General features: G+C 67.8%; 18 protein-coding genes and 3 pseudogenes. 9 read left to right on the top strand and 12 right to left on the bottom strand.

What is annotated here, in order from left to right; all coding sequences use genetic code 11:
• Positions 1-152: 152 nt before the first annotated feature.
• Complete coding sequence (locus tag RPX00_RS12020) at positions 153-1928, top strand: hypothetical protein (protein ID WP_406639595.1); 1776 nt, start codon at positions 153-155, stop codon at positions 1926-1928.
• On the opposite strand, the gene RPX00_RS12015 is transcribed toward RPX00_RS12020, so the two are convergent.
• Together RPX00_RS12015 and RPX00_RS12010 are read right to left on the bottom strand one after the other, a co-directional pair.
• Complete coding sequence (locus tag RPX00_RS12015; RefSeq protein WP_406639594.1) at positions 1925-3847, bottom strand: UvrD-helicase domain-containing protein; 1923 nt, start codon at positions 3845-3847, stop codon at positions 1925-1927. The two genes, RPX00_RS12020 and RPX00_RS12015, sit on opposite strands and share 4 nt — an antisense overlap.
• Before the next feature lie 101 nt (positions 3848-3948).
• Positions 3949-5118, bottom strand: a complete 1170-nt coding sequence (locus RPX00_RS12010) for a hypothetical protein (RefSeq protein WP_406639593.1) — start codon at positions 5116-5118, stop codon at positions 3949-3951.
• 233 nt (positions 5119-5351) lie between these two features.
• On the opposite strand from RPX00_RS12010, the gene RPX00_RS12005 reads away from it, so the two are divergent.
• Positions 5352-5762, top strand: a complete 411-nt coding sequence (locus RPX00_RS12005; RefSeq protein WP_406639592.1) for a DUF3151 domain-containing protein — start codon at positions 5352-5354, stop codon at positions 5760-5762.
• A gap of 74 nt (positions 5763-5836) precedes the next feature.
• The gene (locus RPX00_RS12000) at positions 5837-6763 is read left to right on the top strand and encodes a helix-turn-helix domain-containing protein (protein WP_406639591.1); all 927 of its coding nucleotides are present in this window, start codon (positions 5837-5839) and stop codon (positions 6761-6763) included.
• Here RPX00_RS12000 and RPX00_RS11995 read toward each other — a convergent pair.
• The 3 genes from RPX00_RS11995 to RPX00_RS11985 form a co-directional block, all read right to left on the bottom strand.
• Positions 6756-7244, bottom strand: a complete 489-nt coding sequence (locus RPX00_RS11995; protein WP_406639590.1) for a GNAT family N-acetyltransferase — start codon at positions 7242-7244, stop codon at positions 6756-6758. The two genes, RPX00_RS12000 and RPX00_RS11995, sit on opposite strands and share 8 nt — an antisense overlap.
• 67 nt (positions 7245-7311) lie before the next feature.
• On the bottom strand, positions 7312-8496 hold the full coding sequence (locus tag RPX00_RS11990; protein ID WP_406639589.1) for a GGDEF domain-containing protein: 1185 nt from the start codon (positions 8494-8496) through the stop codon (positions 7312-7314).
• 324 nt (positions 8497-8820) lie between these two features.
• On the bottom strand, positions 8821-10080 hold the full coding sequence (locus RPX00_RS11985; protein WP_406639588.1) for an MFS transporter: 1260 nt from the start codon (positions 10078-10080) through the stop codon (positions 8821-8823).
• Between the two features lie 317 nt (positions 10081-10397).
• On the opposite strand from RPX00_RS11985, the pseudogene RPX00_RS11980 reads away from it, so the two are divergent.
• Positions 10398-12274 (top strand): annotated as a pseudogene (locus RPX00_RS11980) (FAD/NAD(P)-binding protein).
• Here RPX00_RS11980 and RPX00_RS11975 read toward each other — a convergent pair.
• The 3 genes from RPX00_RS11975 to RPX00_RS11965 all read right to left on the bottom strand — a co-directional run bounded on the left by RPX00_RS11975 (position 12264) and on the right by RPX00_RS11965 (position 14672).
• Complete coding sequence (locus RPX00_RS11975; protein WP_406639587.1) at positions 12264-13163, bottom strand: glycosyl hydrolase family 18 protein; 900 nt, start codon at positions 13161-13163, stop codon at positions 12264-12266. The pseudogene RPX00_RS11980 and the gene RPX00_RS11975 sit on opposite strands and share 11 nt — an antisense overlap.
• 47 nt (positions 13164-13210) lie before the next feature.
• Complete coding sequence (locus RPX00_RS11970; RefSeq protein ID WP_406639586.1) at positions 13211-13849, bottom strand: HNH endonuclease family protein; 639 nt, start codon at positions 13847-13849, stop codon at positions 13211-13213.
• 151 nt (positions 13850-14000) lie between these two features.
• Positions 14001-14672, bottom strand: a complete 672-nt coding sequence (locus RPX00_RS11965) for a hypothetical protein (protein ID WP_406639585.1) — start codon at positions 14670-14672, stop codon at positions 14001-14003.
• A gap of 76 nt (positions 14673-14748) precedes the next feature.
• Between RPX00_RS11965 and RPX00_RS11960 the strand changes: the two genes are divergently transcribed.
• Together RPX00_RS11960 and RPX00_RS11955 are read left to right on the top strand one after the other, a co-directional pair.
• Positions 14749-16035: an adenylosuccinate synthase gene (locus RPX00_RS11960; protein WP_406639584.1), complete on the top strand. Its 1287-nt coding sequence runs from the start codon at positions 14749-14751 to the stop codon at positions 16033-16035.
• Positions 16036-16325: 290 nt separating this feature from the next.
• Positions 16326-16421, top strand: a pseudogene (locus tag RPX00_RS11955) (pentapeptide repeat-containing protein); the annotation flags it as partial.
• 385 nt (positions 16422-16806) lie between these two features.
• On the opposite strand, the gene RPX00_RS11950 reads toward RPX00_RS11955, so the two are convergent.
• Entirely contained in the window at positions 16807-17304 is a 498-nt protein-coding gene (locus tag RPX00_RS11950; protein ID WP_406639583.1) for an OsmC family protein, read from the bottom strand.
• A 148-nt stretch (positions 17305-17452) separates the two neighbouring features.
• Here RPX00_RS11950 and RPX00_RS11945 point away from each other — a divergent pair, with 148 nt between their 5' ends.
• Positions 17453-18355 (top strand): TIGR03564 family F420-dependent LLM class oxidoreductase, encoded by a 903-nt coding sequence (locus RPX00_RS11945; RefSeq protein WP_406639581.1) that lies wholly within the window; start codon positions 17453-17455, stop codon positions 18353-18355.
• Here the strand turns inward: RPX00_RS11945 and RPX00_RS11940 are convergent.
• Together RPX00_RS11940 and RPX00_RS11935 are read right to left on the bottom strand one after the other, a co-directional pair.
• Positions 18336-19973, bottom strand: a complete 1638-nt coding sequence (locus tag RPX00_RS11940; RefSeq protein ID WP_406639580.1) for a Na+/H+ antiporter — start codon at positions 19971-19973, stop codon at positions 18336-18338. The genes RPX00_RS11945 and RPX00_RS11940 overlap by 20 nt on opposite strands.
• Before the next feature lie 720 nt (positions 19974-20693).
• Positions 20694-22229: an amino acid permease gene (locus tag RPX00_RS11935; RefSeq protein WP_406639579.1), complete on the bottom strand. Its 1536-nt coding sequence runs from the start codon at positions 22227-22229 to the stop codon at positions 20694-20696.
• Between the two features lie 168 nt (positions 22230-22397).
• On the opposite strand from RPX00_RS11935, the pseudogene RPX00_RS11930 reads away from it, so the two are divergent.
• Positions 22398-22965: pseudogene (locus RPX00_RS11930) on the top strand (nitroreductase family deazaflavin-dependent oxidoreductase).
• Positions 22966-23022: 57 nt separating this feature from the next.
• On the opposite strand, the gene RPX00_RS11925 reads toward RPX00_RS11930, so the two are convergent.
• The gene (locus RPX00_RS11925) at positions 23023-24159 is read right to left on the bottom strand and encodes a glycerophosphodiester phosphodiesterase (protein WP_406639578.1); all 1137 of its coding nucleotides are present in this window, start codon (positions 24157-24159) and stop codon (positions 23023-23025) included.
• Between the two features lie 242 nt (positions 24160-24401).
• Here RPX00_RS11925 and purD point away from each other — a divergent pair, with 242 nt between their 5' ends.
• The gene (purD, locus tag RPX00_RS11920; protein ID WP_406639577.1) at positions 24402-25661 is read left to right on the top strand and encodes a phosphoribosylamine--glycine ligase; all 1260 of its coding nucleotides are present in this window, start codon (positions 24402-24404) and stop codon (positions 25659-25661) included.
• The last annotated feature ends 59 nt before the right edge of the window (positions 25662-25720 follow it).

The following is a 25720-nucleotide window of genomic DNA, read 5'->3' as shown; positions in this document are numbered from 1 at the left end:
AGGGGTATCAGGTCTGCCGGGCGCAGAGCAAGGAATCTGTCTGATCTGACCTGTTGTTCATGGATATGAATGCGGTTGACTCGGTCTGGCGCACTTCTTATTCTCGGGTAAATACATCAGATCTATTCTGATCATTGTGGGAGGCCGCAGGCATGGGCGCAGCGTGGGAAACCAGTCGGCGGACGGCGTTGCGCGGCGGGATCGCGCTCGCGGCTCTCGCGGCCACCGCCGGGACAGCGTTCGCGGAACCCGCCGGCCGACGGCTGCCGTTCCTGCTCGATATGGTCCAGAACAACCCCGGTGAACCGCTGTTTTCCAGTCGCTTCAACGATCCCGCGACGTTGAAGAGCTACGGCTACGACGGTCAGGTGATCAACGAGTTCATCCCGCCGCAGACCGCGATCACCTTCGACACGTTCGACCAGCGCATCTTTCCCGCTGGCTCGGACGGCCGCGCCTGGGTCGAAGCGGCGGCGAAGAAGATCGACGCACACATCGCGCGAGCGCACGCGGCGGGTATCGCGGCGTATTTCTTCACCGACATCATCGTGCTGCCGAAACGCCTGGTCGAACTGTACGGTGATCAAATTCTCGACAGCAAAGGCAGAATCAGCTTCGACCGGCCGCTCACTCAGCAGATCCACCGGTTGATGCTGCGCGAGATCTGCGCGCGTTTCCCTGACCTGGACGGAATTGTCGTCCGCACCGGCGAAACGTACGTGCAGAACGTGCCGTTCCACACCGGAAACAACCCGATCACCAACGGTGCCACGAGCCACATGACACTGCTCGGCATCCTGCGCGACGAGATGTGCGTACGCGCGAACAAGCGGGTCTTCTACCGCACCTGGTCCACCGGCAGCGACAAGCTGACCAGCGACCCGGACTTCTACCGACAGGTGACCGACCAGGTCGAAACGCACGAGAAGCTGGTCTTCTCGATCAAGCACACCGAGAAAGATTTCTGGCGGACTATCCCGTTCAACCGGACCATCGGCGTCGGCAAGCACCGGCAGATCATCGAAGTGGAATGCCAGCGCGAGTACGAGGGCAAAGGCGCGTTCCCGAATTACGTGATCGACGGTGTGGTCAACGGCTTCGAGGAATTCCGCACCCAGCCGCGCACCGGTCCGATCGGGCTGGCGGAGGTCGTCGACAACCCCATTATCGCCGGAATCTGGACCTGGTCGCGCGGCGGTGGCTGGCGCGGACCGTATCTGCAGAACGAGTTGTGGTGCGATCTCAACACCTGGGTAGTCGCGCGGTGGGCCCGCAACACCGGCCTCGGCGAGGAAGGCGCGTTCACCGAGTACGCGACAACGAGGCTCGGCTTGCGCGGCGAGCAAGTCCGCCGCTTCCGACGGCTAGCGTTGCTGTCGGCGGCCGCTGTGCTCCGCGGGCACTACAGCGTGGTGCACCCGATGGGCCGGCTGATGTGGACGCGCGACCAGTTCCTCGGCGGCTCCGACAAGGACTTGACCAGCGATTATGCCTCAATCGTCGCAAACGGCCGGGTCGAGCCGGTGCTCGCGGAGAAGGCCTTGGCGGCCCGGATGTGGGACGAAATCGTCGCGCTGTCCGGGACGCTCCCGTTGCGCAACCACGCCGACCGGACGTACCTGAGAGTGTCCGCGCGCTACGGCCAATCCTGGCACCGCGTCGTGCACCACGGCTGGGAAGTGATGCTGCGCGGCTACGCCGGCGACCAGAACGGCCGGTACGACAAAGCCGCCATGCGCTACCACCTGGCCCGCTACGACGCGGAATGGCAACGCTGGCAACGACTCGCCAAAACCGAACCGTCCTGCGCGACGCTGTATCAACCGTACAGCTTCGGCCCGAAAGGCCCGGACGGCTTGTACAACGCCGATCCGGACCACGGCATCAAACCGGCCACGGATCATTACCGCCGCCTGCTGTCCAATTAGGACCGAACGACGCCCCACCACAGGAAGTCCCGTGCGCGAGTCGCGGCGACGAGCCGCTGCCGATTACGCAACTCGCGCTGTTCTTGTTCGGTGGCCGGGTCTTCCAGCTCGGGCTGTGTGAAGTCGACGACCAGCACCGCGCGGAAGTCCAGCCCTTTCGCCTTGTGCACGGTCCCTGCGTACAGCCGGTCGCCGGTCTCGCCGGTGTGCTGTTCGATCGGCCGGGTGGCGACACCAGCCGATTCCAGCAGCTTCCGGCACTTAACGGCATCCTTGTTGCTGAAGGTGATCAGCGCGGCCTCGCCGTGCGGGACGCCAAGGTCGCGCACAGCGGCGGCCAGCGCGTCCGGAAGCTCGGCTTCGGTGCCCTCCCACGACTTCGCGGTCCCGCCGTCGTTGACCGCCGCCGCGTCGCGCAATGCGACCCCAGCCGCTCCGTCCAGGTCGTCGACCTCGTTGAGCGCGGCGATCCGCCGGGCGAAATCCAGGATGCCGGTGCGGTTGCGGTAGTTGACCTTGAGCACTTCGCCCCTGCCCTGGACGGGGATTCCGGCGTCAGAAAGCCGCCAGCCGCCCGGGTAGACCTGTTGCTGGCCGTCCCCGACGAGCAGCAGCTGGTTCGGTCCGTCGCCGGCGATCAGGCGAAGCAGCCGCAGGCCGGTCAGCGTGATGTCCTGCACTTCGTCGACGACCACGGCGGCGTACGGCACTTCGAGCGGTTGCCGCTCAAGCTCTTCCAGCGCTCGGGCCAGCAGATCGTCAAAGTCGTGGGCGTCTCGTTCCGCGAGGTTCTTTTGGTAGTCCAAGTACACCTGCCAGACCGTGGCGCGCTGGCGATTGTCGAGACGCCTTCGCCGTCCGCGCCGGACCACCCGCTGATACTCGGCGAGGGTTTTAATGCCTCTGCCCTTGATCACCCGGTGCACCTCGTCCGCCCAATACTGCGGTCCGTCGTCCTGGAGCGCGCCGCTGTGTGCTTTCCAGGCGAGGCTGAACGAGGTCTCGAACGAGATGTTCAGGTGGATTCCCCTGTTGGCGAGGAATGCGCTCGCCCACGAGTGCAGGCTGACAAACTCCGCCCGGTCCGCCATCTCCGGTGCCAGCCGCCGAAACGCAGTCTCGCTCACCGGCGGCAGATTCCGCACGAACGTCGTGAACAGCAATGGCCCCGTGCTCCGCCTCCCTGCGTGCCGCAGCCGGTGCAGCGCCACCACGGTCTTGCCCGTACCGGCCGGTCCGCTGATCCGGGTCGGACCGCCGTAGTTTCGCGTCGCCAACGCTGCCTGGTCCGGGTGCAGGAACGTCATCCATGTGTCGAATGGCCGGGCCACCGCTGCCGCCAGCTGGTTGTCGGCGACGCTCTCCGCAGTGAGCAGTTCGAAGGACTCCGCTTTCGCGGCCGGGGCCTCGACTTTCGGCCAGTCATATCCGTCGAGCAGCGGTCGCAGCGCCTCGGCGATCCGCGCGGCTTGTTTGGTGGTCAGATGCACGGCGTCGCGCTGGAAAAGCTGGTCCAGCCGGGAAAAGGGCAGCGACCAGAACGGCCCGGCGTTGCGTGGTCCGGCCGGGGAATCCGGGGTGCCGATCACGACCGGGGTGACCGCGCTCGCGGCGACCCGCTGCCCGCCGGAAAGCGACAGTCCGGCGAACCGTTCGTCAACCTGGCGGAGCACCGCCCGCATCGTCCCGGCATCCGGGGCTGGATCAGCGACAACAATGGCGAACACCCCGACCCGGCCGATCAGGTAGGCGTCCGCGGCCGGAGCGGGCCCGGTGCGCACCGCGAGCTGCCAGCCTTCCGCGGTACGGGCCACCAGCTCGGTGAAAATGGTGCGCCGCAAGGAATTCAGCCCGGGATACCGCTGCGCGACCGGGTTTGCGGCAAGCTGTCGTTTTCGGGCGTGCGAACTGAGCGCCACGGAACCCCCTCCCCGAGGTTACTGCTGGTGTCCGCAGTATTCCGGAAAGGAGTCAGCCCGGGGCGCTCATGATCGCGAATCACTCGAATGGCAGCGCCGTCCTACGCCGCGACTGAGCGCCGAGAAGCCCACCACTCCTTCGCCGGACCAGCCCCAGCCCACAACGCGAACAACCCCGCCACAGCCACCAGCGCCGTCCAATACGCCACCGGCGGTGCCGATTCCGTCTGCGCTCCCCCAAGCAGCCAAGGCCGCAACTGAGCCTGCACCCAGAACGCGCCATACCCCAGCACCGTCACCAAAACCGCGCCCGTCACCGCTGGCCAGGGCAGGAGGAAGGCCAGATCCACCGCCAACCCGACCGCCAGCAGATAGAACGGCACCGTCGACACCGGGAAGCCCAGCGCGAGCAGCAGCGGCCACATCACGCACCGGTACGCCACATACGCGCCGGCCACGGTCAGGCCAGCCCAGCGGCGTCCGACGGTCTTCCGAGCCAGCACGAGGATCAGCGCCGAAACACCGATCCCCCACAGCGGATACACCCATTCCGGGATCGGCATCGTGAAGTGCATTACCGCGGCCCGGTCGACCGGGTGGCCGATCTGGTTGGCGGCGAAGGAAAGCAGCGTCGGCTCGGCCTCCGGCGTGCCGCGTTCCCACGCGCGCAGGCCGAGGATGCCGTACTCCTGCTGGCCGTTCGGGAAGAAGGTGTTCTCCAGGAAGAACGCCCACAGCGCCAGCAGCACCCCGGTGCGGAACCGGCCCGGCGGGGCCAGCCGCAGCCAGCCGAGCAGGACGCCTGCCTGCATGATGCCGGTGCCGAGGTACAGCATCATGTGCGACGGGCTCCACGCGGTCAGGTCGAGGCCGTTCACGCGGTGGTTGATGACGTCGAGCGGCGCGGCGACCAGGAACACGATCAGCCCGGCCTGCATGAGCCGCAGCGAGCGGCGGTCGCAGCCGAGGCCGGTGTAGCTGTGGATCGCCACCAGCACGACGATGATCACCGTGCCGACGGTGTTGATCAGATGCGGCGGCGCGAGGTCGTCGCGCAGCCACTTGAAGTGCCACGACATGTCCCACGACGACCCGACCAGCTTGAACGCGAACGCGGTCAGCCACATGCCGTAACAGAACCGCAGCACCCAGGCCGGCGTCGGCTGTCCCGGCGCGCCGCGGTGCCAGTGCGTCGCGAAGAAAAGCCTGGTCTTGCCGACCGGGCCACGCGGGACCGCCGGTCCGGCGACGTCCTCAACCGCCTTCGTCATAGGCGCCATCATCCCCTGCCGCAAGACCCGCTGGTCGCGGAAGGGGCAAAACCCGGGTTCACCCCTACGGGTGGCGGATTTGCCTGACCGCGGTCCGGCACGGCATGGTGTCGGCCCATGATGCCGAAACGAGCCGTCGCCGCCGTGCTGATCGCCGCACTCGTGCTGGCCGGCGGAGGCGTGCTGACCAGCCTGTTCCTCTGACCCGGGGACATCGTGGGCACAATGGCGGCATGACGCACAACCTGCTGGGCCCCGAGCCCACGCTGCTGCCCGAGCACACCGACGCGCAGGCCGCGCTCGACTCCGGTACCGACCCGACCGCCGTGGCCGCCGATCACCCCGACTACAGCGAGGCCTGGGCCGCGCTGGCCGAACGCGCGCTCGCCGGCGGCGAGACCGTCGCCGCGTACGCCTACGCCCGCACCGGCTACCACCGCGGCCTCGACCAGCTGCGCCGCGCCGGCTGGAAGGGCTTCGGCCCGGTGCCGTGGGCGCACCGGCCGAACCAGGGCTTCCTGCGCGCGCTCGCCGCACTCGGCACCGCCGCCGGCCAGATCGGCGAGACCGAGGAGTACGAGCGCTGCAAGACGTTCCTCGCCGACTCCGACCCGGCGGCGGCCGAGGCGACCGGGCTGAAGTGACGCGCACGGGCCGGTCGCGCCCCGAAAACGGGGGCGCGACCGGCCCGTTTTCCACCTTCGGGTGACAGCTAGAGGTGTTCGCATTTGGTGACACCTACAAAGGCGGCCATGCGAGGCACGGCCATGCTCACCCCCGGATCCGCACCCTCGGCACCGCGTTGCGCGAGGCCCGGATCGACGCCCGTTTCGGACTGCGCGAACTCTCCCGGCGCATCGGCACCAACCCCGCGCTGGTGTCGAATTGGGAGCTGGGACAACGGATTCCCGCGCTGGAGGACGTCGCGGGCATCCTCGGCGCGCTCGGCATCGTCGGGGAGGAGAAACAGCGAATCCTGCAACTGGCGCGCGGCACCGCCGAACCGGGCTGGGTCGCCCGCGGCAAGCAGTCCGACCCGGACCACCTCGGCGGGCTGCTCGCCTGCGAACGCGCCGCGACGTCGGTGGTCGAATGGCAGCCGCTCGTCGTACCGGGGCTGCTGCAGATCCCGGACTACGCGCGGGCGCTGTTCCTCGGCGACGGATTGCCGCTGAAGGACGCGGAACGCCAGGCCGAGATCCGGATGATGCGCCGCCCGCTGATCGTCGGCCCCGGCGCGGTCCCGTGCGAGGTGCTGCTGGGCGAGGCGGCGGTGCGCAATCCCGTCGGCGGGCCCGCGACGATGGCCCGGCAGCTGCGGTTCCTCGCCGACCTGATGGCGACGTCGGCGAAGCTGACGGTCCGCGTCGTACCCGCCTACAGCGGCGGGCATTCCGGGCTGGCCGGGCGGTTTTGCGTGTACTCCGTGGAAATCGGCGATCCGATCGTCTACTTCGAACACCAGCACGCGGGTGCCTTCCTCCTCGACGAAGGGGTCGACACCTATCGCGGCATCGCCGAACGGATCCGCGCGATGTCCCTGAATTGCCGCGAGTCGGCAGCGTTCGTGCAGAACACCGCGCACTACTTTCGCGAGATCTCGCAAGGGAATGACCCGGACGAACCGAGGATCACGTTCAGCTAGGCGGCCGCTCGGCCGCGATCCGCGGTTCGCTCTGGAGCAGGTTCTCCGACCTCGCGAATCCATGCCGCAGATAGGCCGGGATCGCGCGATCCGAGGAGTGCACGGTCACCCGCTCCAGCCCGAATTCTGTGGCGAGCCGCAGGGTTTCGTCGATCAGGAGTCCACCGAGGCCGCTGTCGCGTGCTTCCGGCACGATGTACACGCATTGCACGTCACCGCAGATGCGCGAAAAGTCGTGCGGCGTCGGCACTCTGGGGGTGAGCGCGAGGAACGCCATGCCGAGCACCTGCTCGTCTTGCACCGCGACCAGACAGCGATGTGTGTCAGCGTGTGCGCGAGCCCAGGCGGCGAAGTCGCACACGAAGGCGGCTTGGTCACGGTCTGGCGGGCCGTCTTGTTCCGCCACCCACCGCCAGCGCAACGCGGCGACGGCGGCGAATTCGTCGGGGTGGGCGAGGCGGATTTCGGGTGCGGGCGTCATTTCCGAGTTCTCTCGCGGAGGATGGGCCCGGCCGATCGGGGAGGAGACCGGCCGGGCCCGAGGTCCGTCAGGCGACCGCCGCGAGTTCCCTGGTTGGCGTTACCGAACCGACAACCCGGTTGCGGCCGCTGTTCTTCGCCGCGTAAACGGCAGCGTCGGCCGCCGCCATCACTTCCTCGATACTTGTCCCGTCCATCGGGAACGCGGCGACGCCGATCGACGCCGTGCGCTGTTCGATCGTCACTGCCTCGCCTTCGTTCGTCCGCGTCGGGATCACCAGCTCGCTGATGCGCTGCCGGATCCGTTCCGCGGTCACGATCGCGTCTTCCTTCGACGTCGCTGGCAGCAGTGCGACGAACTCCTCACCGCCGAACCGGCCGACGAGGTCGTGCGCTCGGGTTTCCTGTTTCACCACGGCGGCAACGGCTTTGAGCACGTCGTCGCCCGCGAGGTGGCCGTAGGTGTCGTTGATCCGCTTGAAGTGGTCGAGGTCGATCATCAGCGCGCCGAAGCTGCCGTTCTCGCGCTCGGCGCGGGAAATCTCGCGCTGCGCGCCGTCCTGCCAGGTGGTGGCGTTGAGCAGCTGCGTCTTCTGGTCCGTGGTCGCGAGTTCCTCGAGCCGCTTGATCAGCATCGACCGCTGCAACACGTACAGCGGCAGGATCACCAGCACCGACAGCAGCGGTTCGTTGCTCAGCACCATCACCAGCAGGCCGCCGACGCACAGGGTCGCCAGCTCCAGCAGGTTGTCGTCCATCGTGCCGAGGCACGATTCGGGCGTCGCCTTCGCCGGGTCGGTGAGGTACAGACCAAGGCCGGTCAACGCGGTGTTGACCAGGAAATAGCCGAGTGCGCCCGCGACCACGGTGGTGACGCTGTGGCCCGCCGCGAGGTGGCCGGCCAGTGCGGCGCCGAAACCGGAAAGAATCATCGTGGTGGCGTTGGCCGCGACGCGGTGCGCCTCACCGGGGCGCGTGCCGTTCCAGCTTCGGAACGCCAGGTAGACGTAGATGATCACGCCCAGCGCAGCCACCAGCTGCGGCGGCACCAGCAGCGCCGCCGGAAGCAGCCACACCGACGTCACGGTGATGTGCGGGCCCTGGCTCAACATCCGGCGCTGCCGCTCGATCTGCCGGGTGACCTCGGTCTGCGCGATCGCCAGACCAGCGAGAATGCCGAGAATGCCGAGCTGGCCGAGGCTGACCGGGAACACCAGCGCGCTCACCACGGTGAGCACCGCGGTGACGGCCATGCTCGTCAGCGTGACCGCGACCCACTGCCGCGGCCGAGTCCAGAGCGACCACCGGGAAACCGCATCGCGCAGCCCCAGACCTGAAAATTCCCCCAATGTGACCATTCTTCCCCCCGGGTCTTGCGCGGATCTCCAGTGACACTCGCCTTACGCACAGTTTCAGACCGTTTGCCGCCTGTCCACAAGGGCCTTAGGTGTGTACATTTTTCCCGAACACGCCGGATGAAGGGTGACCAGCGATGCGCAGCAAGGAACAGTGACCGCGTAGCAGCACCGCAAGGTCGCGCAGGTCAGAGCCTCACGCGCGGGGCATGCCGGGGTAAATTAGGCAGGCTCGGCGCGTGTGGCTTCCTTCGCTGACCCCTCTTCAGCCTGCCCGGAAAGGCTCCGCTGCCACGCGATCGCGAGCGGAATCGTGATCAGCAGCCCGGCCAATCCGAAGATTCCGACCGTCGTCTGCGCGCTCACGTGGTCCGCGATGACCCCGCCGATCAGCGGGGACACGCCCATCGTCGTGGTCAACCCGGTGTTCGACAGCCCCATCGTCTGCGCGCGGCTCTCGTCCGGCACCGCGACCGTCAGCGAGGCCGTCGCCTGCAGCAGCGCGATCGTGCCGAAACCACCGGAGATCACGAACAGGATCACCGAGACGACCGGGCCCGGCTGCAGGAAGCACAGCAGCAGCGGGATCGCGGCGAGCGCGGTCATCGGGCCGATCAGCTTCGGCCGGATCCCGGCGGGCACCCAGCGCGTGTAGATGAAGGTGAAGATCACGCTGCCCACCGGGTCGGCGGCGAGCAGGAAACCGATCATTTCGGAGCCGCCGCCCGAGGACGCGACGTAAGGCGCGGCGATGCCTTCGTACACCGGCATCAGGCCGGCGAGCCACGTGAAGATCATCAGGGACCGCAACGCACCGGTCGCGAAGGCGACCTTGCCGCCCGCGCTCAACGAGGAGAGGAACGGCTTGCGCTTCTCTCCGGTGGCCGCGGCGGGGCGGTACTTCAGTCCGAAACGGAGGAAGAGCGCGGAGAGCACGAAGGTGCCCGCGTCGAGCACCAGGGCGAGACGGGCGTCCATCGCGAGCAGCAGTGCGCCACCGCCGGCGAAACCGAGCAGCTGCGCGGACTGGACTGTCATGCTTCGGATGCCCATGCCGACCACGAATCGGTCGCCTTCGAGCACCTGCGGCAGCAACGCCAGCTGGGACGCTTTAAACGGCGGATTCAGCAGGGAAACACAGCCGACGAGCACACATAGTGCCCAGAACGGCAGCCCGGGAATGGCTACGCACAGAATCAGCACCGCGCGCATGAGGTCGACCGTGACCATGACAGTCCGGCGCGGGAATCGGTCGGCGAATCCGGTGAGGAAGATGCCGCCGAGCAACGACGGGAAGAACGTCAGCGCGTACGTGAGGCCGGTCAGCGTCGCGGAACCGGTGTTGGCGTAGACGAGCACGGAGAGCGCGACTCGGGCGAGCTGGTCACCGGCGATCGACAGCAGTTCGCCGAACCACATCGCGCGGAACTCGGCGACTCCGAACACCTCGCGGAACGTGACCCGGTCTGGTGCTGTCGTCATGCGTGTTCTCCCCGCTGCTGTGTGCGGACTGTGCCGCACTAGTGACCAACGGGTGACCCTAGATCCTCCTGGTCACGGGCCGGTCACACGAAGTGAGTTGCCAAGGTCAGTGTCTCGTGACTGTTGGTGATTCTCTAGGTTCTTTCGCCGGTATCCGACAGGTCACGATCAGTTCGCCACGTGTCCAGACGATAGCGCTCCGCACTCTCCGCTGGGGACAGTTCGATCTTTGTGGTTTGTGTCACCCTCGTTCGTGTCGACCGTCCGCACTGTGGAACGGCCGCCGTCCGGTCACTCAGCCGCGTAGCTTCGCCCGGGTGACCGCTCTCCCGACGTTCACGCTCGCCATCGTGGGCGCCGGACCTCGCGGGGTCGGCGTCCTCGAACGGCTGTCCGCGAACGCCGCCGAACTGCTCGGCGACCGGCGCGTCGAAGTCCATCTCATCGACCCGTTCCCGCCTGGCCCCGGCCGGGTGTGGCGGTACGAGCAGTCGCCGCTGCTGCGGATGAACTCGATGCCCGAGGACGTCACGGTGTTCACCGACGACACCGTCCGGATCGACGGTCCGGTGCGGCCTGGGCCGTCGCTGATCGAGTGGGTGCGGCAGGTGCGCGCGGGCACCCTGTCGTATCCGGTGCCGGACGACGTCCGCGCCGAATTCGAGTCGCTCGCCTCCACGGATTTCCCGACTCGGCGGTTGCAAAGCCGGTACCTGGAGTGGTTCTACCGCAAGGTGGTGGCCGAACTGCCGCCCGGAATCACGGTGGTCGAACACCTCGCCACTGCGGAGAGCATCGACGCCGACGAGACGGTGCGGCTGTCCGATGGCACGACCGTGACCGCCGACGCCGTGGTGCTGACTGTCGGCCACCTCGATGCGGTCCCTGACTCTCGCGAACGCGAACTGGAGGCGTTCGCCGAGAAACACGAGTTGTCCTACTACCCCGCTGGCTACACCGCGGACGTCGACTACTCCGCGGTGCCCGCTCGGGAACCGGTGCTGGTGCGCGGTTTCGGGCTCGCGTTCGTGGACTTGATGCTGTTGCTCACCGAGGGTCGCGGCGGCCGGTTCGAGGAGTTGCCGTGCGGCGGCTTGCGTTACCACCCGAGCGGCGCCGAGCCGGTGCTGCACGTCGGTTCCCGGCGCGGGGTGCCGTACCACGCGAAGACCGGCTACCGGCTGCGAGGGAAACCGTTGCAGCTGCCCAGGTTCTTCGACAAGCGGGCCATAGACGGGCTTTCCGGCCCGCTCGACTTCCGCGCGGACGTGTGGCCGCTGATCGCGAAGGAACTCGCCTGGGCGTATTACACCGAATTGTTCACCGGGCATCCGGATCGCGTACGGACCGATTTCGCGGTCTTCGCGGACAAGTTCGCCGACCTGCCGTGGGGAACGTCCGAAATGGACGCTCTGATCGCAACTGCGGTGCCTGCCTTGGAAGATCGGCTCGACCTGGAGCGGCTGGACCGGCCTTTCGCTGGCCGTCGCTTTGATTCCGGTGAGGAATTCGGGAAAGCGCTGCGGAAGTACATCGAGTCCGATCTCGCGCGACGGGCGGATGTACACCACAGTGCGGACCTTGGCGCGTTCATGGCGCTGCTGTCGGTGATCGGCCAGCTGCCCGCGCTGCTCGCGACCGGACAGCTGACCGCGGCGTCTCAAGTGTCCGATATGGACGGTTGGTTTCACGGGTTTTCTCTTATTACGCAAGCGGTCCGCCGCCACGTCGGCTCGACGAACTGCTCGCGCTCGAGGACGCTGGCGTCGTCTCGTTCCTCGGTGCCGACATCTCGATCGAGGCCGACGAGGCAGCCGGAACGTTCGTCGCGTCGAGCGCGAGCCACCCGGACACGGTCGCCGCACGCACGTTGATCGAGGCACGGTTGCCGAACGCGAGCGTCCCGCGCGTGTCCGATCCGCTGTTGCGCAGCCTGCGCGACACCGGTGCGCTGGCCGAAGAAACCGTGCCGGATGTCGATGGCGCGACGTTGCCGTCCGGGCGAATTGCCACGACGCTCAACGACTTCCGTCTGGTCACTGTGGACGGAGCCGCACATCCGACACGGTTCGCGGTGGGCCCGCACACGAGTGTCCGTTCCGCTGGTGCGTTCACGAGGCCGCGTACGAACGCGGTCTCGTTCCGGCAGAACGACGCGCTGGCAAGGGAAATCCTGCGACTGGCTAACCCTTGACCGTCGGCGCGATCTGCTGTGCCCACTCCCACGGTGCCCCGGTGTCGCCAGGCAGCGAGTTGAAATACTCCCAGCCGTCGATCCCGCCGAAATCCGAGTATTTCCCCACGAGGCTGCTGACGGTGTTCTTCAGCGTTGGCATGTCGACGTAACCGTTGCAGTTAGCGGGATTCGTGACCGTTCCGGCGACGACCTTGCTCGCCGGGACGACGCCGTGGCTGACGATCTGGTCGTAGCCCGAGGTGTCCGCCAGTGAACCCCAGCCGCAGTAGAACTGCGCGTTGAACCAGGAAATCTTGTCGCCGCGTTCGCGGTAGAGCCGGTCGTAGTCGAGACCGGAAAGGCCGCCTCCGCCGCTGAGTTCGGTCGCGACCGGGGCGAGAGTGATCAGGAAGTCCGGGCCGAAGTCGGTGCGCAGTGCGTCGATCACCCGGTTCAGCGCGTCGTTCGACATCTGTTCCTCGACGTCGAGGTCGATTCCGGACAGCGAGTGGTCGCGGATCAGGTTGCGCAGCAACGGATAGTAGGTATCGAAATCCTGCTCCAGGCGCTGGAAGCTGCCTTTCGCCGCGCCGCCGACGAACGCGAGCGCGTGCACGCCTTTGCTTTGCATCGTGGCGAGATCGGCCCACATCTGCGTGAACTTGGGGTCCGACGGCGGATCGTCGTTGAGCGTCATGGTTCCGCCGTCGTTGAGGTGCACGGCTCCGACGATCACGTCGGTGACGCCGGTGTCGTGGTCGGTGAGCCCCAGCGGGGAAATGTAGGACCCGTTTTGGTGCGTCGTCTGGTAATAGACGACCACTCTGCGCCCGGTCGCCGCCGACGCCGAGGTCGCTCCGCAGAGCACCAGGAACACCGCCAGCACCGCCGCCGTGACCTTCCTCATGGTTCAGACCATAAAACGGCGGCGGTGCCCGCGGTAGCTACGAAAGGTCAGCAGCGGCCCAGCATGTCCGTCAGCGCAGACTTCTCCGCCGAATTCACGGTGAGCTTGAACTTGGACTTGACCGCCACCCACATCTTGGCGTAGGTGCACCAGTAACCGGTGGACGGCGGCTTCCACTGGTCCGGCGATTTGTCGCCCTTTTCCTGGTTCACGTTGTCGGTCACCGCGATCAGCTGCGGGTCGGACAGGTCGTTGGCGTAGGCCTGACGCTGGTCCTGGGTCCAGGACGAGGCGCCGGTGCGCCACGCGTCGGCGAGCGGAACCACGTGGTCGATGTCCACATCGGACGGAGAACTCCACGTGGCGTCGTCGTACGGCGAGGTCCACTTGCCGGACGTCGGGTAGCAGTCGGAGCCGACCTGGACGTTCGTGCCGTCGCGCTTGAGGACCATCTCGCGCGTGTTGCAGCTGTTGCCCTGGTCGATCCAGTGCGGGAACTTGTCGCGGCTGTAGCCGTCCTGCGAGCCGTCCGGCTTCACCGTCAGACCGGCGAGCTGGCTCTTCGCGGTGTCCGCTGACGGAATGCCGGGCGGCGTGGCGTCGGCGACGCCGACCGTGACCGAGCCGAGCAGCGCGACGCCGGCCAGGATGGTCAAGGAGTTGCGAACTGTACGAGTGGTCGGCATATTGCTGCCTCCCCAGTCGGGTGCGGGACTGATTCACCTTTGACCACGAAAGTGGCCTGCGCAACACCGTCAGGTGACAGGTAAACGACCTTCGGTAAACAGAAAGTCACTGTGGGTCCACGCGGGACCGAACTCCTCCCGGCGCTCCGGGTCAGCCGCGGACCGCCCGAAGATCGACTGTGTGCCGGTACCAGGTCCGCCGGGTGATCTCGCGTTCCTGCGGCACGCCGTCGATGACCAGCGAAGACGTCGGCACGCAGCCGAGCTGGAAGGCGCGCCCGCGATACGTCGAGGACCGCTTCACGAACTTGCCGCGGGTGATGCGAGCGGTGACCCCGGAGTCGTCCGGTGCGACCTCGATGCCGGAAACGACGCCGTCGAAAGCCACCTGTTCGTCGCAATACGCCTGGCCCTTGACATCGCGCAGGGTCGCGTGCCCGAGGAGTACACCGCCGGTGTCGTCGCGCACGAGGGAGATCTCGGCGTCCTCGCCCTTCCACGCGAGCGCGAACGCCTCGTCCGGGTCCGAAGGCAGCCGCCAAAGCGGGGCGACCCGAGAGCCGGGCTCAGTGGCCACGAAACCGACTGACACGCCCGGGAGGAGTTCGCGGCGCATGAGACGCACCACCACGGCGGCGAGGTCGGCGTCCGAGCCCAGCACCACGAGCCGGTCGTGTTCTCCCAGCAAGGGGTCGATTTCCGCCTTGCCGGGACGGGGGCCGACCTGCGTCAGCGGGACGTCGCCGAGCCGTGCGGGCAGATCCGCCGCGGCGCCGCAGGCCACCACTATTCCGCGCACTCCGGCGTCCTCCGTTAAAGTCATGCACCGGCATTTACCAGCGCCACCCGTGCCCCCGTCCGGGAGCACTATTCCTATTGCCGAACACCTGGAGTGTCACATGCCGGCCATCGTGCTGATCGGTGCCCAGTGGGGGGACGAGGGCAAGGGCAAGGCCACCGACCTGCTCGGCGACCGCGTCCAGTGGGTCGTCCGCTACCAGGGCGGCAACAACGCGGGCCACACGGTCGTGCTGCCGAACGGCGAGAACTTCGCGCTGCACCTCATCCCGTCGGGGATCCTGACGCCGGGCGTGACGAACGTCATCGGCAACGGCGTGGTCATCGACCCCGGCGTGCTGCTGGACGAACTGGCCGGCCTCGAGGAGCGCGACGTCGACACCAGCAAGCTGCTGATCTCGGCCGACGCGCACTTGATCATGCCGTACCACGTGGCGATCGACAAAGTCACCGAGCGCTATCTCGGCAGCCGCAAGATCGGCACCACCGGCCGCGGCATCGGGCCGTGCTACCAGGACAAGATCGCCCGCGTCGGCGTCCGCGTGCAGGACCTGCTCGACGAGAAGATCTTCCGCCAGAAGGTCGAGGCGGCACTGGAGTTCAAGAACCAGGTGCTGGTCAAGGTCTACAACCGCAAGGCGCTCGACGCCGACCGGGTCGCCGACGAGGTGCTCGCGGCCGGCGAGAAGTTCGCGCACCGCATCGCCGACACCCGGCTGCAGCTGAACCAGGCGCTGGAGCGCGGCGAAACGGTGCTGCTGGAGGGTTCGCAGGGCACGCTGCTCGACGTCGACCACGGCACGTACCCGTTCGTCACGTCGTCGAACCCGACCTCCGGCGGCGCGAGCGCGGGCTCCGGCATCGGCCCCGGCCGCATCACGACCGTGCTGGGCATCCTGAAGGCGTACACGACCCGCGTCGGCTCCGGCCCGTTCCCGACCGAACTGGACGACGAGTCCGGCGAGTACCTGCGCAAACAGGGCGGCGAGTTCGGCGTCACCACCGGCCGCTCCCGGCGCACCGGCTGGTTCGACGCGGTGATCGCGCGCTACGCGGTGCGGGTCAACGGGATCACCGACTACTTCCTGACCAAGCTGGACGTGCTGTCCGGCCTGGAAAAGGTCCCGGTGTGCGTCGGCTACGAGGTGGACGGCTTCCGCACCTCGGACATGCCGATGACGCAGACCGACGTGCACCACGCGGTCCCGATCTACGAAGAGCTGCCGGGCTGGTTCGAGGACATCTCGAACTGCCGCACGTACGACGAGTTGCCTGCCAACGCGCGGGCTTACGTCGAGCGGATCGAGGAGCTGTCGGGCGCGCGGGTTTCGGCGATCGGCGTCGGTCCCGGGCGGGAGCAGACGATCGTGCGGCACGAGTTCGCCTGAGGTTGTTGCGTCTGTCGTGTGGCGTTCGATGAGAGCGGCATGACAGACGATGGCGTCGGCGGATCGGCCGGACTGGCTGGACCGGCCTGGCCGGGCTGACCGCGCTGAGGCTGGCCGGCTGCGGCTGGCTGGGCTGAGGCTGGCTGGCTCGACCGGGCTGGCCGGGTGCGGAAGCTGCCGGAGCTGCGGTGGTGGGTAACCGCTGCCGCCGCGGCGACCGCGGTCGTGATCGCGCTGGCCACCTGGCTGCTGGTGAGCCAGGTGGCGACCGCACCGACCTCCAGCTCGCGACCGAGTTCGACCTGACCGAGCGGCGGATCACCGAGCTGTACGCCAAGGCTGTCGAACAGATCGGCTCGGACAAGGCACCCGTCCGACTCGGCGGGAACGCGAGGAATTTCCGGTACGGCTCGCCGCGCAGGGTGCCCTCGATCTGGACCTGAGCCGCGTGGTCTTGATCGATTTCCGGCTTGAGGGACGCTCCCGGCGAGAGGCACGCGATTTCTCGGCGGAGCCTGGTTCACTCCCTCGAAGTTTTGCGGGATATGCGATTTCCGCGACGGGGAGTTCGATCAATTCATCGAGTTCGACGAGCAGCCGAAGCTCAGCGATCCGGTGTCGTGGGATGGTCTTCCCGGTACCCGCTTCAACTTCCGACGTGCCAGGGCCGGGCAGCTGGCGAAGGAGCCGACGCTGCCCGACCGGTGGCGCGTTTCCGCTGACGGGGCACTGACCTATCGCGGCGAACTGAATCCGGCGTGATCGGCTTTCTCAGCGAACCGTTGTGGTGACTGGGGTTTGGTTGCGGAACAGGTCGAGCACCGGGCAGTGCTCGTCCACCGCGCGGCGGAGTTGTTCGTAGGCGTCGGCCGAGGCCGGGCCTTCGAGTTCCACGGACACCCGCACGTCGCTGAAGCCGGGCCGGGTCGACTGGTCGAAGCCGAAGAAGCCGTGCAGGTCCAGGTCTCCGTCGACGGTCACGCGCACCGCGTCCAGCGGGATGCCGAGGCGGGCCGCCCAGAACTGGTAGGTGATCACCTGGCAGGACCCGAGCGCGGCCAGCGCGTACTCGACCGGGCTGGCTGCCTGGTCGGTACCGCCGAGGGCGGGCGGCTCGTCGACGGTGAACGCGTGGTCGCGCACGCGGACGTCCACGACGGTCGCGGTGTTCGCGACCAGTGCGTGGTCCACGCTGAACGACACCGCCGCGTTGTGCCGGTCCGCCTGCACGGCTTGGCGGGTGCCGTCGATGACGTCGGTCAGTGACATCGGTCCTCCTGGGTCGTCGGGCGTCCAGGGTGCGGTCTCCCGGGTACTCGGGCAGGGGCTCCCGGCGAATGAGAATCCCGCTGGCACAAAGCCGCGTTGTCGTTTTGGCTGGTGAGAAACCGGTGGTGCGCCTGAATAATTTGAAGACATGAGCGTCGGACTGACCTTGCCCGCCCTTCCTGCGGCGAAAATCACGGTGACCGAAGTGCTGGACCAAGCGCGCGAGGCCGAGGAGGCGGGCGCGGCGTCGATCTGGTTCGCCCAACTGCCCTCGAGCCATGACGCACTGACGGTGGCCGCGCTCGCCGGCCAGGTGACGTCGCGCATCGAGATCGGCACCTCCGTCGTGCCGATCTATCCGCGGCATCCGCTGGTGGTGGCGTCCGCGGCGCGCACCGCGAGCGAGGCGTCCGGCGGGCGGTTCACCCTCGGCATCGGCCTTGGCGCGAAGAACTTCCTCGAACCCATCTACGGCACGCCATACCCGCCGCCGGTGCGGCACCTGCGGGAGTACCTGACCGCGTTGCGCGCACTGTTCGCCGGGGAACAAGTCGACTTCGCCGGCTCGACGGTTGAGGTGCATCTGTCGGAGCCCGCGCCGGCGACGCCGATCTCGGTGGTCGTCGCGGCGATGGGGCCGCAGGCGCTGCGCGTCACCGACGAACTGGCCGACGGCACGCTGCCATATCTGGCCAGCCCAAAGGCGCTGTCGAACCTGATCGTGCCCGCGCTCGGTCCGGGCAAGCGAGTGATCGCCGCCGTCCCGGCCGTGGTGACCAGCGATGTCGATGCGGTACGCGAGGCCGCTGCGCAGGAACTCGGCTTCTACGGTTCGATCCCGTCGTACCAGCGGGTGCTTGCCGCGGGTGGCGTCGAAAGCGCGGCGGACCTGGTGCTGATCGGCGACGAGGAGACGGTCGCCGCCGGCGTGCAGCGTTACTTCGACGCCGGTGCGACCGACGTGCTGCTCACCCAGACCGCCCTGCACACCGACGAGGACCGCCGGCGTACGTGGCGGCTGACCGGCGAACTCAACTCATCCGGTTCGTAAGGGTCGTCGTTACGGACATTTCCTCCAAGTCGAGTTCGTGCAGGACCTTCTGCAGGACGTCGTCGTCAAGGCGACCGGCGCGGTTCTCCTCGATCATCGCCGCACGCTGGGTGATGAGGAGTTCCCGCCGCGCCTTGGCGAACTGCGCCTGCGGACTGTCGCGACGCTCCTCGCCGGACAGCGTGATCGCCGCCTGCGCGAACCGGAACCGGGTGTCCACGACGCGCTCCAGCCGTTGCTCGAGCCGTTTCATCTTCTCCGGTGGTATGTCTAATGTGGACAGTTGATCGCGGGCGAGTTCGCGCAGCCGCTCGTGCGCGGCCTTTTGCGCGACCTCCCGGGCAGCCAGCTCCTCGGCCTGATCGCGAGCGTCCTCGTCCGGGTCCTGGACCTTGAGCAACCGAATCAGCGGCGGCAGCGTAAGACCTTGGATCAGCACGGTCCCGACCGCGACGGCGAACGCGAACAGCTGGATCTCCGCGCGCCCAGGAGTGTCCGCAGGAACACCGGACGCGGCAGCGATCGTGACGACGCCGCGCATGCCGGTCCACGAGATCACCGCCAGCGACCGCCAAGCCGGTGGATCGTGCTTGGTGCGTCTGAGCAGTTGCAGCGACCGGGGCAGGTAGCTGGACAGGAACACCGCGGGAATCCGGACGAACATCGTCGCGAGCAGCACGACGATCGCCGATAACGCGAGCGTCCCGTTGTCCCGCGCGGCATGCTGCGCCCCGTCGAGCACGAACGGCAGTTGCAGCGCCATCAACGCGAACACCAGCGCTTCGAGCATGACGTCGATCGATGCCCACACCGACCGGTCTTGTACCCGCGTCGCCGGCGACGCCCGCAACGACCGGTGCCCGAGGAACAGCCCCGCCGTGACGACCGCCAGCACGCCGGACCCGCTGAACTCCGCTCCGAACGGATGCAGATGCTCCGCGGTGACGTACGCCGCGAACGGCACCACGATCCCGAACGCCGACTCGAGCAGCGGATCGTCCAGCCTCGTGCGGATCAGCTCGACCACCCCGCCCGCGGCCAGCCCGACGAGAATGCCGACCACCGTCGCGACGGCGAAGACCGCGAAGCCGTGCCCGAGCGACCCGGCCGTCCCGACCACCGCCGCGAGCGCCACCTTGTACAAGGTGAGCGCGGCCGCGTCGTTGACCAGGCTCTCGCCGGTCAGCACTGTCATGACGCCTCGCGGCAAGCCGAGCCGTCGTCCAATCGCGACGGCCGTCACCGCGTCCGGCGGAGACACGACCGCCCCGAGCACCAGCGCCGACGCCCACGGCAGATCAGGCAGCAGCAGGTGCACCACGAACGCGATCACGAAAGCGGTGGCCACGACGAGCAGCACCCCGAGCGTGATGATCGGCCGCAGATTCGCACGAAAGTGGGAGATCGAACTCTCCAGCGACGTCGAGTACAGCAGCGGCGGCAACACGACGGTCAGGATCAGCTCAGGCTCCAGCTCGACCCGCGGAACGCCCGGAATCAGCGCGATCCCCAGCCCGACCACCACGATGAGCAGCGGCGCGGAAAGGTTGAACCGCCGCGCGATCGCGGTCAGCCCCAGCGATCCGGCGAGCACGCCGACCAGCGTCAAGGTCTCCATGCTTCGCATCTTGACTCATGAATCCGGCGAGGCACGGATGGTGTGGGTTCGTGTCGGGACTCCCTTCGGGTGTGGGTGGACGGGTGTGGTGCGGCCGCCGGGGGTTCGCGTGGGTGCGTACTCGCGGGGCTGGTTGGCGGGCTAGCGGTTGGCGATGTGGCATCGACGCGGGGCGGCTGCGGGTGTTTCGGATAGATGTGGTCGGTGAGGCCCACGCGGGGTGATTGGTGGATGGGGTAGGCGGGTTGGCGTCGACGCGCTGTCGGTTGGTGGACGGGTTATCGGTCGGTGGTGCGGCAGCGACGCGGGGTGGCCGCGAGTGCTGAGCCATCTGCGCGGGCGGATGCCGTGGATGGGCGAGGCAGGCTGGCGTCGACGCGCTATTGGTTGGTGGATGGGGTTATGTGGCAACGATGCGGGATGGCCGCGAGTGCTGAGGCATCTGCGCGGGGCGGATGGCGTGGATGGGGTTAGGCGGCTTGGCGTCGAGGCGGAACGGCTGGCGAGCTGGTTGTCGGTAGGTCGCGTGGCATCGACGGACCGGTGCGGTCGAGGAGGGGCACGCGCCCGGGCATCGATGCGGTGGCGATCGGCGGGCTGCCGGTCGCTGAAGGCATCAACGTGGAGCGGTTGCCGAGCCGCCGGCCTCACTGCGGCAGTGTTCGCGGCTGGGCGCTCATCGGGGCGGAGCCCGGCCGGTCGTCTTCAGAACCCTCGGGACTAGCCGAGTTCCTTCAGTTCCTTTTCCACCGCAGCCAGTTCTTCCGCCGACCCTTGCACCTTCGGCCCGGTGAACCACTTCCGTGCCGACACGACCCACCACAGTGCGGCTCCGCCCAGAACTACCAGGAAGGCGATCGGCGTGTAGTTGAACGTGTCGACCGTGATGGGGCTCGCCTGGGGCAGCATGAAGAGCACGAAGATCACCACGACCCACGCCGTCGCGACGATGCCGATCGGTTTGCCCCAGCGGCCCAGATTCCATGGGCCCTTCTCGAAACTGTCGCCGCGGCGGACGCGGAGGAACACCGGGATCACGTACGCCACGTACAGGCCCACTGTCGCGATTGACGTGACTGCCGCGTAAGCCGTCGCGCTCCACAGGTATGGCAGGGCGAGCACCAGTGCGCCGCCAGCGGCCAGCCACACTGCGTTGGTCGGCGTTTGGGTTCGTTTGTTGATGCTGTGCCAGATCTTCGACCCCGGGATCGCGCCGTCGCGGGCGAAAGCGTAGATCATGCGGGAGTTCGCTGTCACTGATGCCATGCCGCAGAACAGCTGTGCGCCGATGCAGATCAGGAGCAGGAATTTGCCGGTGACCGCCCCGGTCGCGTCGATGAAGATCTGTGCTGGCGGGACGCCGGTGGCCGAGTTGACGGCTCCGTCGTAGTCCTGGATCGCGAACGTCAGGCCGATCAACAGGATCCAGCCCGCGACGAGCGACACGAGAATCGAGTTGATGATTCCGCGCGGGCCCGCTTTCGCGGCGTTCTTGGTTTCCTCGGTCATGTGTGCCGAGGCGTCGTAGCCGGTGAGAGTGTATTGCGCCAGCAGCAAGCCGAGCAGGAACACGTACGGCGCGGAACCCCAGCCGGTCTGGTTCACGAAGCTGCCGAACACGAACGACGCGTTCTGGTGCTTCGCCGGCACGAACACGAGCACGCCCACGATCACCAGCACGCCCAGCAGATGCCACCACACGCTGACGCTGTTCAGCACCGCCACCACGCGCACGCCGAAGGTGTTCAGCACCCCGTGCACCACGAGAATGATGGCCAGCAACAGAATCGTGTGCCCCGGTGTCGCGCTGAAGCCCCACTGCAGGTCGAGGAACGCGTTGAGGAACAGGGCAGCGCCGAAGTCGATGCCAGCGGTGACCGCGATCTGCCCGATCAGGTTGAACCAGCCGGTGAACCACGACCACGCCGGACCGTTGCGCGTCGCCAGCTTCGCCGCCCAGTAGTAGAGCCCGCCCGCGGTCGGGTAGCTCGAGCACACCTCCGCCATGCCGAGCCCCACCAGCACCACGAAGAGTCCGACCAGCGGCCAGCCCCAGATCATCGCCGCCGGTCCGCCGGTTTTCATGCCGAAGCCGTACAGCGTGAGGCAGCCGGACAGGATCGAGATGATCGTGAACGACACGGCGAAGTTCGAGAACGCCGACATCGTGCGTTTCAGTTCCTGCGCATAGCCGAGCGCGTGCAGGCGAGCGCTGTCTTCGTCGGGTTGGCCGGTCTGCTGGTCGGAGACATCCATCGGGCACCCACCTGAAAGGTATGCGGACAGACCATTGAGAGTGCGCAGAAGTTAGCCCCCGGCGTTCGCGGGTGTCAAGGTTTCGCTGGTGGCTGGGCGGAAGCTCCTCCGAACGGCCCAGGGCGGTCCGGGTTTCGGTGATCAACATGAGACCAGTATCTCGAACGAATGTTCGAGACCGCATCACTCGAATCGGTTCACTATTCGATGCCGCCCCGATGTCGAGAACGACGCGGCGGCTCCGTCTCCGGGCCGAGAGACTCACCGCCCGCGCCGGAAAGGATCGCCGCCATGGCTGTCGCCGAAGACATTGACCGCGCCACTGACTCCCAGTGGGACTGGGTCGCCGAGCAGACTCGGGCCTACCTGGCCTCGAACGGCGCGGAGGGCCACGAATCCGACGGTCTCCGCATGCTCGTGCTCGCCACGACCGGACGCAAGACCGGCGTGCCCCGGCGCACCTGCTTGATCTACGGCACCTCCGGCGACGAATTCGTGGTCGTCGCTTCCAAGGGCGGAGCCGACGAGGACCCGGAGTGGTTCAAGAACATCGTGGCGGAACCGAGCGTCGGCGTGCAGGTCGGCGCGCGCCGGTTGACCGCCCGCGCTCGCGTCGCGTCTCCGGAAGAGCGAGGTGCTTTGGCCGCAGATGGCGCGTGTTTTCCCGCTGTACGACGAGTACGCGCAGAAAACCGACCGCGTGATCCCGATCGTTCTGCTCGCTCCGCAAGGCTGACGCGAAACGGCCCGCCGGTGACTTCCACCGGCGGGCCGAAAGGTCTGCAAAGGAAAATCAGCGGCCGGTGAAGTCCCGCACGGACTCCAGTGCGGTGTCCGGCTGGTCGGCGAAAAATCCGTCGACCCCGGCCTTGAGGAACGCCGCTTCCTCCGCGAACACGTTGCCGAACGCGCTCGGGCTTGCCGACGAGCGCAGGTTCGCGGGCAGGAACGGGTTTTCGTTGCGGAAGGTGTAAGGCTGCACCTCGAGCCCGGCACGGTGCGCGTCGGCGATCAGCGTGGTCGGCTTGCCGAGGTTGTCCTGCGCGTCGCGCGGGATGATCTGGCCCTTCTCCGGGCCGAGGTACTTCGCGTACTTGGCGATCTCGCGCAGTCCGGCCGGCGTGACCAGGTCCGCGTACGTGCGCTTGTCGCCCTTCGCGATGAAGTCCGCCGGAGCGCCCTTCGCCTCGGTCAGCTGCAGCAGCGGGACGCGCACCTGCTTGCTCAGCGCCTGCAGGTTCGACACCTCGAACGACTGGATGATCACCGGCGCGTTCGGCCGGTTCAGGCCGTTGCGGTTGAGGATCGACACCAGCTTCGGTTCGGTCGGGTTCCCGATCGAGCTGAAGTAGGTCGAGTGCTTGACCTCTGGGTAGGTGCCCAGCGTGCGGTGCAGTTCGTGGCCGAGCCGCCGGGTCAGGTCGAGCACCTCCTGGTACGTCGCGATCCGGTAGCGGCCGTCGTAGAGCTGGTTGCTCGGCCGGTTCTGCGGGATCCGCTCCTTGGCGTACAGCGTCTTCAGCTCGGCGAGGGTGAAGTCCTCGGTGAACCAGCCGGTCATCTTGGTTCCGTCGATGACCTTGGTGGTCTTGCGCCCGGCGAACTCCGGGTGGGCCGCGACGTCGGTGGTGCCGCCGATCTCCGGCTCGTGCCGGGCGACGAGCTGGCCGTCCTTGGTCGGCACGAGGTCGACGTCGACGTAGTCCACGCCCATCCGGTAGGCGAGTTCGTACGACGCGAGCGTGTGCTCCGGGCGGTAGCCGGGCGCTCCCCGGTGTCCGACGATCACCGGGCCATCGTGCCGGGGACCGTGCGCGGCCGCACCTGCGGCCGTGTCCTCGCTCGCGGCGGCCGGTCCGATCGCGAGGCCGGCGACGCCGAGCAGGGCCAGGCCGGACAGGGCGAGCACGCCGAGGCGTTTGCGCTTCATGGGGGGGACCTTTCTCTACCGGGCGATCCGCAGCTCGCCACGACTACCGCGTCACCCTCACCGCCGCAAGCGTCGCGCGCGCGGCACCAGCCGGACGGGCGGTTGACAACCGGGTAAACGGTGGATGGCACCCGATTCCGGGCACCGGGCGATCGGGACCGGACCAGTCGCGCACCTGGTCCGGACCGGGGTCGCGGACGGCGCGCTGCCGCGGCGCGACCCCCACCGTTACGCTGTCCGGCGTGCGCGTACTGGTAATCGGCTCCGGCGCCCGGGAGCATGCACTCGTCCTCGCGGTGGCAGGCGACCCCGCGGTCACGGCGCTCGCTTGCGCCCCCGGCAACGCCGGCACGACTGCGGTCGCGGAGCAGCTCGGGGTCGAGCTGGCCGAGCCGGAGGCTGTCGCGGCCCTGGCCAAGGAGTGGAAGGCCGACCTCGTCGTGGTCGGGCCGGAGGTGCCGCTCGTCGCGGGCGTCGCTGACGCGGTGCGCGAAGCTGGCATCGCCTGCTTCGGGCCGTCCGCCGCGGCCGCGCGCATCGAGGGGTCCAAGGCGTTCGCGAAGGACGTCATGGCGGCTGCGAAGGTGCCGACGGCCCGCAGTGAAGTCGTCGACACCCCCGCGCGTCTCGACGCCGCGCTTCAGCGCTTCGGTCCCACCTGGGTGGTGAAGGACGACGGTCTCGCCGCGGGCAAGGGCGTGGTCGTGACCGAGGACGTCGAGGTCGCGCGCAAGCACGCGCTGATGCTGCTCGACGGCGGGCACCCGGTTCTTCTGGAGTCCTTTTTGGACGGTCCGGAGGCCTCGCTCTTCTGCTTCGTCGACGGCCGCACCGTGGTGCCGATGCTGCCCGCACAGGACTTCAAGCGTGTCGGCGACGGCGACACCGGCCCGAATACCGGCGGCATGGGTGCGTACGCGCCGCTGCCGTGGGCGCCCGCGGACCTGGTGTACGACGTCGTCGCGCGGGTTGTGCAGCCGGTGGTCGACGAACTCGCCGACCGAGGCTGCCCGTTCTCCGGCCTGCTCTATGCCGGTCTCGCGCTCACCTCGGAAGGCCCGCAGGTCATCGAGTTCAACTGCCGCTTCGGTGACCCCGAGACGCAGGTTGTGCTCGCGTTGCTGCGCACGTCGCTGGCGACGGTGCTGAACGCGACGGCGACCGGGAAGCTGGCCGAGCTGCCGCCGCTGGAGTGGTCGGGCGGGGCCGCGGTCACCGTCGTGATCGCTGCTGACGGGTACCCGGGCAAGCCGCGTACTGGGGACGTCATCACCGGCGGCGAGATCGAAGGCGTGCTTCACGCGGGTACGCGGCGTCGCGACGACGGTGCGGTGATTTCGGCTGGCGGACGCGTGTTGTCCGTCGTCGGCACTGGTAAGACGCTCAAGGCGGCGCGTAAGCACGCGTACGAGACTGTCGAGCGCGTACACCTCGCTGGCTCGCACCATCGCACCGATATCGCACTGCGCGCGGCCAACGGGGAAGTAAGCGCTCCTGCCTGAGCAGTTTCTCGGGCGAAGTTCGCCTCGGGTTCACGCGCCGGTTGGTAGCCTCAAAACGG

It is taken from the genome of Amycolatopsis sp. WGS_07, assembly GCF_045278895.1.
In the GTDB taxonomy this organism is placed as follows: Bacteria; Actinomycetota; Actinomycetes; order Mycobacteriales; family Pseudonocardiaceae; genus Amycolatopsis.
The sequence above is the reverse complement of the archived record's forward strand: the minus strand, read 5'-3'. Positions and strand labels throughout refer to the sequence as shown.

What these genes read in the sequence shown, in the direction of transcription:
- RPX00_RS12020 (WP_406639595.1), top strand. Translation starts at nt 153, where the DNA reads ATGGGCGCAGCGTGGGAAACCAGTCGGCGGACGGCGTTGCGCGGCGGG.
- RPX00_RS12010 (WP_406639593.1), bottom strand. Translation starts at nt 5,118, where the DNA reads ATGACGAAGGCGGTTGAGGACGTCGCCGGACCGGCGGTCCCGCGTGGC.
- RPX00_RS12005 (WP_406639592.1), top strand. Translation starts at nt 5,352, where the DNA reads ATGACGCACAACCTGCTGGGCCCCGAGCCCACGCTGCTGCCCGAGCAC.
- RPX00_RS11995 (WP_406639590.1), bottom strand. Translation starts at nt 7,244, where the DNA reads ATGACGCCCGCACCCGAAATCCGCCTCGCCCACCCCGACGAATTCGCC.
- RPX00_RS11990 (WP_406639589.1), bottom strand. Translation starts at nt 8,496, where the DNA reads ATGGCCGTCACCGCGGTGCTCACCGTGGTGAGCGCGCTGGTGTTCCCG.
- RPX00_RS11985 (WP_406639588.1), bottom strand. Translation starts at nt 10,080, where the DNA reads ATGACGACAGCACCAGACCGGGTCACGTTCCGCGAGGTGTTCGGAGTC.
- RPX00_RS11975 (WP_406639587.1), bottom strand. Translation starts at nt 13,163, where the DNA reads ATGAGGAAGGTCACGGCGGCGGTGCTGGCGGTGTTCCTGGTGCTCTGC.
- RPX00_RS11970 (WP_406639586.1), bottom strand. Translation starts at nt 13,849, where the DNA reads ATGCCGACCACTCGTACAGTTCGCAACTCCTTGACCATCCTGGCCGGC.
- RPX00_RS11965 (WP_406639585.1), bottom strand. Translation starts at nt 14,672, where the DNA reads ATGACTTTAACGGAGGACGCCGGAGTGCGCGGAATAGTGGTGGCCTGC.
- RPX00_RS11960 (WP_406639584.1), top strand. Translation starts at nt 14,749, where the DNA reads ATGCCGGCCATCGTGCTGATCGGTGCCCAGTGGGGGGACGAGGGCAAG.
- RPX00_RS11950 (WP_406639583.1), bottom strand. Translation starts at nt 17,304, where the DNA reads ATGTCACTGACCGACGTCATCGACGGCACCCGCCAAGCCGTGCAGGCG.
- RPX00_RS11945 (WP_406639581.1), top strand. Translation starts at nt 17,453, where the DNA reads ATGAGCGTCGGACTGACCTTGCCCGCCCTTCCTGCGGCGAAAATCACG.
- RPX00_RS11940 (WP_406639580.1), bottom strand. Translation starts at nt 19,973, where the DNA reads ATGGAGACCTTGACGCTGGTCGGCGTGCTCGCCGGATCGCTGGGGCTG.
- RPX00_RS11935 (WP_406639579.1), bottom strand. Translation starts at nt 22,229, where the DNA reads ATGGATGTCTCCGACCAGCAGACCGGCCAACCCGACGAAGACAGCGCT.
- RPX00_RS11925 (WP_406639578.1), bottom strand. Translation starts at nt 24,159, where the DNA reads ATGAAGCGCAAACGCCTCGGCGTGCTCGCCCTGTCCGGCCTGGCCCTG.